Annotated in this window: 10 protein-coding genes; 8 read left to right on the top strand and 2 right to left on the bottom strand. The window is 65.7% G+C overall.

Annotated elements, in window-relative coordinates:
* Positions 1 to 53 precede the first annotated feature (53 nt).
* Entirely contained in the window at positions 54 to 1,175 is a 1,122-nt protein-coding gene (gene moaA / locus ACO1P8_RS24855; RefSeq protein ID WP_486298503.1) for a GTP 3',8-cyclase MoaA, read from the bottom strand.
* An 88-nt stretch (positions 1,176 to 1,263) separates the two neighbouring features.
* Entirely contained in the window at positions 1,264 to 2,364 is a 1,101-nt protein-coding gene (locus ACO1P8_RS24850; RefSeq protein WP_486298536.1) for a substrate-binding domain-containing protein, read from the bottom strand.
* A gap of 357 nt (positions 2,365 to 2,721) precedes the next feature.
* Between ACO1P8_RS24850 and ACO1P8_RS24845 the strand changes: the two genes are divergently transcribed.
* The 8 genes from ACO1P8_RS24845 (at position 2,722) to ACO1P8_RS24810 (ending at position 12,753) form a co-directional block, all read left to right on the top strand.
* Complete coding sequence (locus ACO1P8_RS24845) at positions 2,722 to 3,276, top strand: formate dehydrogenase subunit gamma (protein WP_486298502.1); 555 nt, start codon at positions 2,722 to 2,724, stop codon at positions 3,274 to 3,276.
* Positions 3,273 to 4,841, top strand: a complete 1,569-nt coding sequence (locus ACO1P8_RS24840) for a formate dehydrogenase beta subunit (protein ID WP_486298501.1) — start codon at positions 3,273 to 3,275, stop codon at positions 4,839 to 4,841. Before ACO1P8_RS24845 ends, ACO1P8_RS24840 begins: the two co-directional genes overlap by 4 nt.
* 50 nt (positions 4,842 to 4,891) lie before the next feature.
* The gene (gene fdhF, locus ACO1P8_RS24835) at positions 4,892 to 7,756 is read left to right on the top strand and encodes a formate dehydrogenase subunit alpha (RefSeq protein WP_486298500.1); all 2,865 of its coding nucleotides are present in this window, start codon (positions 4,892 to 4,894) and stop codon (positions 7,754 to 7,756) included.
* 28 nt (positions 7,757 to 7,784) lie between these two features.
* Positions 7,785 to 8,600, top strand: a complete 816-nt coding sequence (gene fdhD / locus ACO1P8_RS24830) for a formate dehydrogenase accessory sulfurtransferase FdhD (RefSeq protein WP_486298499.1) — start codon at positions 7,785 to 7,787, stop codon at positions 8,598 to 8,600.
* A gap of 12 nt (positions 8,601 to 8,612) precedes the next feature.
* Complete coding sequence (locus tag ACO1P8_RS24825) at positions 8,613 to 8,870, top strand: formate dehydrogenase subunit delta (RefSeq protein WP_486298498.1); 258 nt, start codon at positions 8,613 to 8,615, stop codon at positions 8,868 to 8,870.
* Between the two features lie 97 nt (positions 8,871 to 8,967).
* Positions 8,968 to 10,635, top strand: coding sequence for an OFA family MFS transporter (locus ACO1P8_RS24820; RefSeq protein WP_486298497.1), 1,668 nt, complete (start codon positions 8,968 to 8,970; stop codon positions 10,633 to 10,635).
* 1,050 nt (positions 10,636 to 11,685) lie between these two features.
* Positions 11,686 to 11,988, top strand: a complete 303-nt coding sequence (locus ACO1P8_RS24815; RefSeq protein WP_486298496.1) for a putative quinol monooxygenase — start codon at positions 11,686 to 11,688, stop codon at positions 11,986 to 11,988.
* Positions 11,989 to 12,405: 417 nt separating this feature from the next.
* Positions 12,406 to 12,753 carry a GFA family protein gene (locus tag ACO1P8_RS24810; protein WP_486298495.1) on the top strand — a complete coding sequence of 116 codons (348 nt, stop codon included), beginning with the start codon at positions 12,406 to 12,408 and terminating at the stop codon, positions 12,751 to 12,753.
* Positions 12,754 to 13,321: the final 568 nt, after the last annotated feature.

Below are 13,321 nucleotides of genomic sequence, written 5' to 3'. Positions count from 1 at the left end.
AGGCTCCTTTTACCCCTGCGACGGCCCCGGGTACGACTGCCCGTGGCCGGGCCCTAGCCGCCGATGTAGCTCATCTCGACTTTCGGATCGCGCAGCACGCCCGGCGTATCCGCCAGGCGGCGCTCGGAATAGTGGTCGTCCCGGGCTGCCCAGATGCCCGCCACGGCGGCAGCCAGCTGATCGTCATCCACGCCGCCGCGTATCAAGGCGCGCAAATCATGGCCGCGGCTGGCGAACAGGCACAGGAACAGGCGCCCTTCGGGCGACAGGCGTGCGCGCGTACAGCCTTCGCAGAAGGCCTGCGTGACGCTGGATATCACCCCGATCTCGCCGGCGCCATCGACATAGGTCCAGCGTTCGGCCACGCGGCCCATCGGATCGGTCTGCAAAGGCACGAGCGGGAAATGTTCCGCGATGCGGGCAATGACGTCGGCACTGGGCAGGACCTCGGCCATGTTCCAGCCGTTGGTGCTGCCCACGTCCATGTATTCGATAAAGCGCAGGATGTGGCCGGAACCGCGGAAATGCCGAGCCATCGGCAGTATCTGCCCATCGTTGACGCCGCGCCGCACGACCATGTTCACCTTGACCGGCGCCAGCCCGGCCGCGGCCGCGGCGTCGATACCGCGCAGCACATCGGCGACGGGAAAGTCGGTATCGCTCATGCGGGCGAACAAGGCCGGATCCAGCGCGTCCATGCTGACGGTCACCCGGCTCAGGCCGGCCTCTTTCAGCGCGCGGGCCTTGCGGGCCAGCAGGCTGCCGTTGGTGGTCAGCGTAAGCTCCAGCGGGTCGCCTTCCGGCGTGCGCAGGGCGGCCAGCAGGCCGACCAGTGTCTCGATGTTCTTGCGCAGCAGGGGCTCGCCGCCGGTCAGCCGGATCTTGCGCACGCCCAGGCGCACGAAGACGGCGGCGGTGCGCGCCATTTCCTCGAAGGAAAGAAGCTGCGCATGCGGCAGGAAGACATGGTTGCTATCGAACGCATCGCGCGGCATGCAGTACGTGCAGCGGAAATTGCAGCGGTCCGTGACCGAAATGCGCAGGTCGCGCAGCGGACGCGCGCGCGCATCGCGCGCCGGCTGGCCCTGCGCCGGCAGGGCGTCCGCGCCGGCAAACTGGACATCCCCGCTGCCGGCCGGGCCGCGGTGTTCGGTCAGATAGATTACTTTCGACATGATGTCATGATAGTTTTCCACGGCGCGTAGCGCCACCCGCAAGGCGCGAAGCGGTAGCGGCCGGTCAGGCATGCCCGCGGCAGGCGGCCTAGCCGAAGGCCTCCTGCAAGGTCTGTATGCGCCCGGTTTCGCTGGCATCGTAGCCTGTCAGCTGCCCCACATAGCCCTTGTAATCCGTCCCCCTCATGATCGCCAGCAGCGCCTGCATGGCCGGCTGCTCCAGCGCCGACTTGCGGATGGCGAAGAAATATCGCTCCCGCGCCAACGGAATGAAATCCAGCCCGAAGCGGTGCGCGGCGGTTTCCACGCCGATCCCCGCATCGGCCATGCCGCTGGCGATATGGGCCGCAACCGCCATGTGGGTGAACTCGCTGTTCTCGTAGCCATGCACACGCGCCACCGGTATCTTCAGCCCGCGCAGCATCAATTCGATCAGGTGCCGGGTGCTGGAACCTATCTGGCGGTTGACGAACCGCACGTCCGGGCGCGCCAGGTCAGCGATGCCGTGGATGTTCTTGGGATTGCCCGCCGTCACGAAAAGCCCCGTGTTGCGCACGGCAAGATGGATCAGCAGATGCTCGGAAGGATGTAGCCATTGCGCGTAATGCCGCAGCATGGCCGCCTCGAAGTCGCCCTGCGGCACCTGGAAGCCCGCCAGGTCGCATTCGCCCCCGTCCAGCGAAGCCAGCGCTTCCGTGGCCGTGCGATAGCGCAATTCGAGCGCGGCGCCCCCTTCGGACAGCCGCCCCGGCGCGCTGATGTGCTGCATCAGCGCCTCGACGGCGAAACCATGGCTGGCATGCAGGCGCAGATGGGGGCCGGTCTCGGGCAACAGGCGTTCCAGGTCTTCCTGCAGTTCCGAGGCCAGGCTGTCCAGCATGGGCATCAGCCGGGCCTCGATGCGGCGGTTGGCCCACAGCAGGCGCTGTGCGAAGGGCGATAGCTCGGTGCCCTGGCGCCGGCGCGTGATCAGCAGCGGCGTACCGAAGACCGTCTCGAAACGCCGCAGGACGCCCCAGCCGTGGCGATACGACAGGCCACACGCGCGGCAGGCGCCGGCGATATGGCCTACCGCATCGATCGCCGAAAGCAGCGCCAGCACTTCCTGCAGCGGCACGCCGTCGTCCCCGCTGCCCTGTGTCAGCCACCATCCCGGCCGCAGCGCGATACGGAACGCGCCGTCGCTCATCGCCGCGCCCCCGCGGACCGCTGCGCGCAGCGCCGGCCCGGCCGTGGCGGGATAGCCATCCATGACGACAAATAGGCAATTACGTGCATATTGAACCCCTACCGCATACAGGGATAAAGTGCCGATCCAGGGACAACGGCGCCAACAATTATGTTTGATATTGCATATTAGTGGCCCAGTACGATTTGCGCCACCGCGACGCGCAACCGATAACGCCGAGCCCCGCATGCCGGGAATCCGGCGCGGTCGGCCCGCCGGCGGCGTTTCCTTGGAAGGGGAAACGCGCGGCGTCCGGGGATGGAAGCATCCCCAGGGCTCGCCGGGGTGGCAAAAACCATAACGAGGAATGTGATTCCCATGCGAGAAGGTGAAGCCAGGGCAAACCTGGCATCCAATGCAGGCGCGCGCGGCGGCGAACTCGCCCAGCAGGCCGCCGCCCAATCCGGGCATCCCGCCATCGCGGCAGCCGCGCGGGCGATCGAGGCGCACAAGGACGTACCGGGCGCCCTGATGCCCATTCTGCATGCGGTTCAACACGAGCTGGGCTGTATCCCGCCCGAAGCCGTGCAACCCATCGCCGAGGCCCTCAACCTGTCGCGGGCCGAGGTGCACGGCGTCATTACCTTCTATCCGCATTTCCGCCAGACCCCGGCCGGTCGCCACATGATCGAGATCTGCCGCGCCGAATCCTGTCAGGCGATGGGGGGCGAACAGATCGCCGCCCACGCGCGCAAGAAGCTGGGTTGCGATTTCCATGCGACCAGCCCAGACGGCGCCTTCACGCTGGAACCGGTGTACTGCCTGGGCCTGTGCGCGCAATCGCCGGCCATGCTGATCGACGGCGTGCCCTACGCGCGGCTGACGGCCAAGCGCTTCGACACCATCCTCGGCTATGTGAAGGAGGCGCCATGAGCGAACCCATCACCATGTACGTGCCGCGCGACGCCGCCGCCTTGGCGGTGGGCGCCGATGAGGTCGTCCGCGCCGTTCAGGCGCAGGCCGCGCGGCGCGGCGAGACGGTGCGCATCGTACGCAACGGGTCGCGCGGGCTGCTGTGGCTGGAGCCCCTGGTCGAAGTCGCCACGCCCGCGGGCCGCGTCGCATACGGTCCCGTGCAGCCCGAGGACGTCGCCGCGCTGTTCGACGCCGATTGGCTGCGCGGCGGCGCCCATGCGCTGGGCCACGGCCCGACGGAAGAGATTCCCTACCTGAAGCGCCAGGAACGCCTGACCTTCGCCCGGGTCGGCATCACCGACCCGCTCAGCCTGGACGACTACCAGGCGCACGGCGGCCTGCAGGGCCTGCGGCGCGCGCTGGCCATGACGCCGGCACAGGTGGTCCAGGAAGTCCAGGATTCGGGCCTGCGCGGCCGCGGCGGCGCCGCCTTCCCCACCGGCATCAAGTGGAAGACCGTGCTGACCACGCCGGCGGACCGCAAGTACATCGTCTGCAATGCGGATGAAGGCGATTCCGGCACCTTCGCCGACCGCATGCTGATGGAAGGCGACCCCTATGTGCTGATCGAAGGCATGGCCATCGCCGGGGTCGCGGTGGGTGCGACGCAGGGCTATATCTACGTGCGTTCGGAATACCCGCACGCCATCGCCGCGCTGCAGGCCGCCATCGGCCATGCGCGGGCGGCAGGCTGGCTAGGCGACGATATCCTGGGCAGCGGCCGGCGCTTCGACCTGGAAGTGCGCAAGGGCGCCGGCGCCTATATCTGCGGCGAAGAAACGTCCCTGCTCGAAAGCCTGGAAGGCAAGCGCGGCGTGGTCCGCGCCAAGCCGCCGCTGCCGGCCATCGCGGGCCTGTTCGGCAAGCCCACCGTCATCAACAACGTGATCTCGCTGGCCTCGGTGCCCAGCATCATGGCGCGCGGGGCGGCCTGGTACCGCGACTTCGGCGTGGGCCGCTCGCAAGGCACCCTGCCCTTCCAGCTGGCCGGCAACCTGAAGCACGGCGGCCTGGTGGAAAAGGCCTTCGGCCTCACGCTGCGCGAACTGCTCTACGATTTCGGCGGCGGCAGCGCCTCCGGCCGGCCGCTGCGCGCGGTGCAGGTGGGCGGGCCCCTGGGCGCCTATCTGCCCGAATCGCAGTGGGACGTCCCGCTGGACTACGAAGCCTACGTCAGGATTTCCGCCATGATCGGCCACGGCGGCCTGGTGGCTTTCGACGACACGGTCGATATGCAATGGATGGCGCGCTACGCCATGGAGTTCTGCGCCATCGAATCCTGCGGCAAATGCACGCCCTGCCGCATCGGCTCCACCCGGGGCATGGAAACCATAGACCGCATCGCCGCGCGCGGCCCGGACCACGCGCAGCAGGTGCATCTGCTGCGCGACCTGTGCGACACCATGCTGGGCGGCTCGCTCTGCGCGCTGGGCGGCATGGCACCGTATCCGGTGCTATCCGCCCTGAATCATTTCCCCCAGGATTTCGGCCTATCGACCGCGAACGCGGCGCAACCGGCCTAGCAAGGCCCACCGCGGGCCTCGGCCGGCAAAGACAGATTGGAGACACCACCATGTTGGAAACCGTCATCAAGCGAGACCGGGACTACGGCACCCCGGCGCGGGTGTCCGAACAGCAGGTCAACCTGACCGTCGACGGCCAGGAAATCCGCGTACCGGCGGGCACCTCGGTGATGCGGGCGGCGGCAGAGGCGGGCATCAACATTCCCAAGCTGTGCGCCACCGACAGCCTGGAAGCCTTCGGTTCCTGCCGGCTGTGCCTGGTGGAAATCGACGGGCGGCGCGGCTATCCGGCTTCCTGCACCACGCCGGTCGAGGAAGGCATGGTGGTGCGCACGGAAACGCCCAAGCTGCACGACCTGCGGCGCGGCGTCATGGAGCTGTACATCTCGGATCATCCGCTGGACTGCCTGACCTGTCCGGCCAATGGCGATTGCGAACTCCAGGATATGGCGGGCGTCGTCGGCCTGCGCAATGTGCGCTACGGCTACCAGGGCGCCAACCACCTGAACGACGCGAAGGACGAATCGAATCCCTATTTCACGTACGACGCGTCCAAGTGCATCGTCTGCAACCGCTGCGTGCGGGCCTGCGAGGAAACGCAGGGCACCTTCGCGCTGACGATTTCCGGCAAGGGCTTCGAATCGCGCGTATCGGCCGGCCAGGACCAGCCTTTCCTGGACAGCGAATGCGTCTCGTGCGGCGCCTGCGTGCAGGCCTGCCCCACCGCCACGCTGCAGGAAAAGACCGTCATCATGATGGGCCAGGCCGAACACGCCGTGGTCACCACCTGCGCCTATTGCGGCGTGGGCTGCGGCTTCAAGGCGGAAATGAAAGGCCAGGAAGTGGTGCGCATGGTGCCGTGGAAGGACGGCCAGGCCAATCGCGGGCACTCCTGCGTAAAAGGCCGCTTCGCCTGGGGCTACGCGACGCACAAAGAGCGCGTCACCAAACCGATGATACGCAAGCACATCACCGACCCGTGGCGCGAGGTATCGTGGGACGAGGCCATCGCGTATGCCGCCTCGGAATTCAAGCGCCTGCAGGAACGGTATGGCCGCGACTCGATCGGCGGCATCACATCGTCGCGCTGCACCAACGAGGAAACCTGGCTGGTTCAGAAGCTGGTACGCGCCGGCTTCGGCACCAACAACGTCGATACCTGCGCCCGCGTGTGCCACTCGCCCACCGGCTACGGCCTGAAGCAGACGCTGGGCGAATCCGCCGGCACGCAGACCTTCGATTCCGTCATGCACTCGGACGTGATCGTGGTCATGGGAGCCAATCCCAGCAGCGGACACCCGGTGTTCGCCTCGCGCCTGAAGCGCCGCCTGCGCGAAGGCGCGCGCCTGATCGTCATCGATCCGCGCCGCATCGAACTGGTCAGCTCGCCGCACATCAAGGCCGACTACCACCTGCAGGTGCGGCCCGGCACCAACGTCGCCCTGCTTTCCTCGCTGGCGCACGTGATCGCCACCGAAGGCCTGATCAACGAAACCTTCGTCGCCGAGCGCTGCGAGAGCCGGCCCTTCCAGCAATGGCGCGAATTCGTTTCGCGCCCGGAGAACTCGCCGGAAGCCATGGAAGCCGTGACCGGCGTGCCGGCCGCCGCCGTGCGCGGCGCGGCGCGTCTGTACGCCACCGGCGGCAATGCGGCGATCTACTACGGGTTGGGCGTCACCGAGCACAGCCAGGGATCTACCACCGTCATGGGCATCGCCAATCTGGCCATGGCCACCGGCAACATCGGTCGCGAAGGGGTCGGCGTCAACCCGCTGCGCGGGCAGAACAACGTGCAGGGCTCCTGCGACATGGGGTCCTTCCCGCACGAGCTGCCGGGCTATCGCCATATCTCCGACGACACGGTGCGCGGCGAATTCGAACGCGACTGGGGCGTCACGCTGCAACCCGAACCGGGCCTGCGCATCCCCAATATGTTCGAAGCCGCGCTGTCCGGTACCTTCAAGGGCCTGTACTGCCAGGGCGAGGACATCGTGCAGTCCGATCCCAACACGCAGCATGTGGCGGCGGCGCTGGCGGCGATGGAATGCATCGTGGTGCAGGACCTGTTCCTGAACGAAACCGCGAAGTATGCGCACGTCTTCCTGCCGGGTTCCTCCTTCCTGGAAAAGGACGGCACCTTCACCAATGCCGAACGGCGCATCTCGCGCGTGCGCAAGGTCATGGAGCCGCGCAACGGCCTGTCGGATTGGGAAGTGACGGTGGCGCTGTCCAACGCCATGGGCTACCCCATGCACTACCGCCATCCCAGCGAGATCATGGAAGAGATCGCACGGCTGACACCCACCTTTACCGGTGTGACCTACGAAAAGCTGGACCGGCTGGGCAGCGTGCAATGGCCCTGCAATGACGAGGCGCCGGAAGGCACGCCGATCATGCACATCGACGAGTTCGTGCGCGGCAAGGGCAAGTTCATCATCACGCAATACGTGCCCACGGAAGAACGCAGCACGCGCAAGTATCCCCTGCTGCTTACCACCGGCCGCATCCTGTCGCAGTACAACGTGGGCGCGCAGACCCGCCGCACCCCCAACGTCGTATGGCATGGCGAGGACGTCCTCGAAGTCCATCCGCAGGACGCGGAAGACCGCGGTATCGCCGACGGCGATTGGGTGGGCGTGCAGAGCCGCTCCGGCGAGACCGTCCTGCGCGCCGTCCTGACCGACCGCGTGCAGCCCGGCGTGGTATACACCACCTTCCACTTCCCGGAATCGGGCGCCAACGTGGTGACGACGGACAACTCCGACTGGGCCACCAATTGCCCCGAGTACAAGGTCACGGCCGTGCAGCTGACGCGGGTGTCGCAGCCTTCCGAATGGCAGCGCCAATGGAGCCGCTTCAGCGACATCCAGCAAAAGCTGCTGGCCGAGCGCGAGACCGTGCCCGCCGGGAAATAGCCCGTACGCAAGGGACTATTGCAGCCATATGGAAAACCAGACATCGGCGCACGCGCGGGTCCTTCGCATCCGGAACGGCGTGCCGGCGCGCGAACCGGATGACGACGTGCTGGCGGAAGAAACGCCCATCGCGCTGGAATACAACGGCATCAGCCATGCCACCATGCTGGCCACGCCGGCCGACCTGGAGGACTTCGCCATCGGCTTCTCGCTGACGGAGGGCATCATCGACGGCGCGCGCGACGTCCGCGACATCGAAACGCGATCCAGTGCCGACGGCATCGTGCTGGCCTTGACGATATCCAGCGCGTGCGGGGCCCGGCTCAAGGAAAGGCGCCGCGCCCTGTCCGGCCGCACCGGCTGCGGCCTGTGCGGCGTGGAGACGCTGCCGGAAGTGCTGCGCGACATCGCGGCCGTGCCGTCCGGGCCACCCCTGGCCATCGGCGCCGTGCTGCATGCCATGCGATCCCTGCGCGAACGCCAATCGCTGCATACGCTTACCGGCGCCACGCACGCCGCCGGCTGGGCGGGCGCGGACGGAACGATCGCGCTGGTGCGCGAGGATGTGGGCCGGCACAACGCGCTGGATAAATTGATCGGCGCGCTGGCCCGGCGGCAGGATGGCGCGCCCGCGGCGGGCAGCGGCCTGATCGTCGTATCCAGCCGCGCCAGTTTCGAAATGGTGCAGAAAACCGCGGCCGCCGGCGTCGGCATCCTGGCCGCGGTCTCGGCGCCCACCGCGCTGGCGCAGCGGCTGGCCGACCGGCTCGGCATCGCGCTGCTGGGATTCATGCGCGACAACGACGCGACCTTGTACTCGCACGCCGAACGCATCTCCGCATAACAGGGAGCAAGAATGGAGATAGGCAATCTCATCCGCATGGCCAACCGCATCGGCGACTTCTTCGACGCCATGCCCGACCGCCCGGAGGCGATCGAAGGAGTGGCCAGCCATATCCAGAAATTCTGGGAGCCGCGCATGCGCGTGGAGTTGTTGGCGTTCGTCGAACGCCACCCGGATGGCATCGACGGCGATGTCCGGCTCAGTCCCATCGTGCTGGAAGCCGTCAAACGCAACCGCGAACGCCTGACGCCGAGGGCAGCGGCGCATTAAAACGAGCAACAGGCAAGACCGCAGGCAGAAGAGCCGGAAGCCGCGATCGCGCGTTCCCATCGCGGCATTCCGATCAAATCAATAACTAGGAGACAACATGAGCTCAGCGACCACGCTGGACCTTCCGGGCAGCAAGCCCGGTTTTCTGGAGAAGGAAAGAACCATCGCGGGGCCGGGATTCAGCCGCTGGCTGGTACCGCCCGCCGCGCTCGCGATCCACCTTTGCATCGGCATGGCCTACGGGTTTTCCGTGTTCTGGCTGCCGCTGTCCAAGTCGTTGGGCGGCGCCACGCCGCTGGCCTGCCCCGCCGACATGAGCCTGGCCGCCGAGCTCTTCACCAAGAGCTGCGACTGGCGGATTTCCAGCATGACGGTGACGTACATCCTGTTTTTCGTCCTGCTGGGCTGCTCGGCCGCCGTGTGGGGCGGCTGGCTGGAACGCGCCGGTCCGCGCAAGGCCGGCATCGTTTCGGCGGCCTGCTGGTGCGGCGGCCTGGTGATTTCCGCGGTGGGCATCTATGTGCATCAGCTATGGCTGCTGTGGCTGGGCTCCGGCGTGATCGGCGGCGTGGGCCTGGGGCTGGGCTATATCTCGCCGGTCAGCACCCTGATCAAGTGGTTTCCCGACCGCCGCGGCATGGCGACCGGCATGGCCATCATGGGCTTCGGCGGCGGCGCGATGGTCGGCGCCCCGCTGGCAAACCTGCTGATGCGCCACTACGCCTCGGCGAACTCCCCGGGCGTATGGGAAACCTTCCTGACACTGGCCGTGGTCTACGCGGTCTTCATGATCGCCGGGGCGCTGTCCTATCGCGTGCCGGCGGCGAACTGGAAGCCCGAAGGCTGGACCCCGCCGCAGACGCGGACCGCCAATGCCATGATCACGCACGGCCACGTGCACGTGAAGAAAATCTGGGGCGTGCCGCAGTTCTGGCTGGTGTGGTGGGCGCTGTGCCTGAACGTGACCGCCGGCATCGGCATCCTCGGCATGGCATCGCCATTGCTGCAGGAAGTGTTCGCCGGCCGGCTGATCGGCCAGGACGCGCTGAGTTTCTCGCAATTGAACAAGGAACAACTGGCCGCCATCGCCACCATCGCGGCGGGGTTTACCGGCCTGCTCAGCCTGTTCAATATCGGCGGGCGTTTTGTCTGGGCCAGTTTGTCGGACAAGCTCGGTCGCAAAATGACCTATTTCACCTTCTTCGTGCTGGGCTTCGTGCTGTATGCATCCGTGCCGTGGTCCGCGCACGCCGGCCACCTGGCGCTGTTCGTCGGGGCGTTCTGCATCATCCTGTCGATGTACGGCGGCGGTTTCGCCACCGTTCCCGCTTATCTGGCCGACCTGTTCGGCACGCAAATGGTGGGCGCCATCCATGGCCGCGTGCTGACCGCCTGGTCGGCCGCCGGCATCTTCGGCCCGGTGCTGATCAGCAATGTGCGCGAGTACCAGTTGTCGATTGGCGTCCCGCGTGCGCAGGTGTACGACATCACCATGTATATCCTGGCTGGCCTGCTGATCGTCGGCCTGCTGTGCAACCTGGCGATACGGCCGGTGAACCCCAAGCATTTCATGAACGACGAGGAACTGGCCCGCGAAAAAGCACTGGCGCACGAACGCGTCAGCGCGGCGAGCGTTCACGGGGAATCCACCTCCACCTTCAAGACTCCCCGCTCGGTCATCGCCTTCGGCTGGGCCTGCGTGTGCATCCCGTTGGCCTGGGGCATCTGGGTGACGCTGCAGCAGGCTGTGGTGTTGTTTCGGTAGGGTAGTTTCCCGGCAGCGCTGTGCACTTTCCTCATCAAGGGGGGGGGCGTGACGGTTGCTGTCGGGGCGTGTCTTTCTGATGCCGTCCGTCGGGGGTGGTGCCTGTCGGGGCCAGCCCGGAGGAGCCGGTCCGGCGCCTTCGCGCCGGACTCCCGCGTTGTCATCCTCGTACGGCGGCCGAAGTGGCGGTGGGGTTCTTGCGGGTTTTTTGCCCGGCCGTCCTGCCTACGGATTCCCTCGCGCGGCTCCAACGGGCTGGCCCCGACAGGCACCACCCCCGACGGACTCTGATGTGCTTTATTCACTGTCCGTTGGGGCGAACTGGGTTCTTGCGCTTCGTGGATGGTGAATGCTGCCGTAGAAAGATTTTGCCGCGCACGTCGATCGCTGGCCGCCCAGCGCGGCCAGCGATCGCCTACACGATGCGTCATGCCGTGGGTGCTTTCGTGCGCGGGTCTGGCATCTGGAGTGGATGCCGTTACATTCGCACGCCAGCAGGTGACCTTGGGCGAGATGGCGAACGAGCCGAGATGGTCAGTGAGCCGCGACATTGTCCCCGAACGCGTACGGGCTGCCAGGATTGAGGGTGTCCGCGGCATCCGGAAACCTGCGGGAGGGTCTTAAAGCGAGGCTGTCGGAAATTTTGTGTCCGTGGCATCTGAGGACATCGCATTCCACGTGTCCAAGTTCACTTAACTTGGCATTTCGGTCACCTAGTTTGGAATTCGGGTGTCGAATGTCACTCAACTTGGAAATGACGATGCCCCGATTTTTCGCGCAACGCCACAGCCTGTCGTCCGCTAGTCCTTTCATTCGGTCGAGAAACACGAACGCGACCACGAGCGGCTTGATAATGCTGATCAATACGGTGAAGCCCACCAGGATGTTCGAAATCAGACCGTGTATCAGGAGACTCTTTACTATATGCTGATGCGACGGTGCTTCCGATCAATGCACCATTGGCGACGGTAGGCACGCGCCATACATGCACGAAGAGATCATTGCGGGTTCCCGTCGATACCCGCAATCGGCATCAACAAGGAGGCAGGCATGGTCAAGACTGCGTTGTTCGTCCGGCTCGAAGCGAAACCGGGAAAGGAGCAGGAAGTCGAAAACTTCCTGATGGGCGGACTGCCGCTCGTCGAGCAGGAACCCGCGACGATTGCGTGGTTCGGGCTGAAAATCGCGCCGTCGGTGTACGGCATCTTCGATGCGTTCCCCGACGATGCCGGACGCCAGGCGCACCTCTCCGGCAAAGTAGCCGAGGCGCTGATGGCGAAGGCGCCCGACCTCTTCGCCAAACCGCCGGAAATCATGAACATTGATGTACTCGCGGCGAAGCTGCCATCGTAGCCGGGAATGTCGATATTCCGCGCGACGCGCTCGGCTTAATTACCAGCCTGTCAGGCGCGTGAAGTGTCGCTCGCATCGGCACGCTCGACGGGAGGCGCAGCCGATACTGTGGGTTCTGCTTTAGCGACCGTCGAAAGCACGGGCGCTAACCTGGTCCTCCTTGATCCGCCGCTGACGTTCGCTAGGGACGTCCACTTGCCGAGCTTGGACAGCCGTTCGAGTGCCGTAGTGGGCGCTTTGCGGAATGTCGCCTTTTAGCCGAAAGCCGTCGCTGCCGTGCCCTCCAAGGTTATGCCGCTTGACCAGCGCTTTGGCGTGGAATTACAGAACTTCCACACGGCATGATGGGATGATGACAGCGAATGGCGATTGCGGCATCATCGCGGCGACCGATTCTCACTGTTCAGGATGTCTGTCATGAAATATGAAGGAAGCTGCCATTGCGGCCGGATCCGGTTTGAAGCCGAGGGGGAGATCGGCCAGGCCATGTCGTGCAATTGCTCGATCTGCGAGCGCAAGGGCGCGCTGATGTGGTTCTTGCAGCCTGAGGCCATGCGCCTGCTGACGTCGGAATCGGACATGAGCACTTATGTGTTCAACAAGCATCTGATCAAGCACCGGTTTTGCCCGGTCTGCGGCATGCATCCCTATGCGGAAGGCACCGCGCCGTCGGGGCAGGCCATGGTGGCGATCAACCTGCGCTGCGTTGAAGGAATCGACCTGGACACCCTCCCGGTCAAGCATTTCGACGGCCGCGCGCTTTAAGCGGACCGGGCGGGGCCACTACGGCGTCCATGCTTTGGCCGGCGCGGCACGCCAGCGCGACGGCCCCGTAGCCTGGGTCAGGCCAATACAGTTTCCACACCGGTGCGGCACGTGCGACCGCTGATGGCCGTTCGCACACGTTGACGTCTTGCGCCGGAAAATTCCAGGCTAAGTGCAATTCAGCTCGCAGAATTTCAATTGTAATGAAATGCCGGTTTCGAGTTGGTTGAAGCGCTTTCTCTAACTCGTTCATTTGTATAGAAGTGAGACTTCAAGTTAGGTGAACTTCGACACCACGGCCGCCGCCATCCGCATGCAGCCCGTCGCATTCAACCACCGTGTAGGCGCATCGGGGCCGCGCTGGGCGGCCCCGATGCGACGTGCAACGCAAAATCCTCCAGCGGCGGCAACCGCCACCAACGAAGCGCAATAACCCAGATCACCCCAGCGGACAGCGAATAAAGCACATCGGAGTCCGGCGGGGGTGGTGCCTGTCGGAGCCAGCCCGTTGGAGCCGCGCGAGGGAATCTGTAGGGAGGCCGGGCGGGCAAAAAAACCGCAAGAAAAC

This window comes from Bordetella sp. (assembly GCF_057362025.1).
The sequence above is the reverse complement of the archived record's forward strand: the minus strand, read 5'-3'. Positions and strand labels throughout refer to the sequence as shown.

Coding starts and splice junctions, on each gene's coding strand:
- moaA (WP_486298503.1), bottom strand. CDS start 1,175: ATGTCGAAAGTAATCTATCTGACCGAACACCGCGGCCCGGCCGGCAGC.
- ACO1P8_RS24850 (WP_486298536.1), bottom strand. CDS start 2,364: ATGAGCGACGGCGCGTTCCGTATCGCGCTGCGGCCGGGATGGTGGCTG.
- ACO1P8_RS24845 (WP_486298502.1), top strand. CDS start 2,722: ATGCGAGAAGGTGAAGCCAGGGCAAACCTGGCATCCAATGCAGGCGCG.
- ACO1P8_RS24840 (WP_486298501.1), top strand. CDS start 3,273: ATGAGCGAACCCATCACCATGTACGTGCCGCGCGACGCCGCCGCCTTG.
- fdhF (WP_486298500.1), top strand. CDS start 4,892: ATGTTGGAAACCGTCATCAAGCGAGACCGGGACTACGGCACCCCGGCG.
- fdhD (WP_486298499.1), top strand. CDS start 7,785: ATGGAAAACCAGACATCGGCGCACGCGCGGGTCCTTCGCATCCGGAAC.
- ACO1P8_RS24825 (WP_486298498.1), top strand. CDS start 8,613: ATGGAGATAGGCAATCTCATCCGCATGGCCAACCGCATCGGCGACTTC.
- ACO1P8_RS24820 (WP_486298497.1), top strand. CDS start 8,968: ATGAGCTCAGCGACCACGCTGGACCTTCCGGGCAGCAAGCCCGGTTTT.
- ACO1P8_RS24815 (WP_486298496.1), top strand. CDS start 11,686: ATGGTCAAGACTGCGTTGTTCGTCCGGCTCGAAGCGAAACCGGGAAAG.
- ACO1P8_RS24810 (WP_486298495.1), top strand. CDS start 12,406: ATGAAATATGAAGGAAGCTGCCATTGCGGCCGGATCCGGTTTGAAGCC.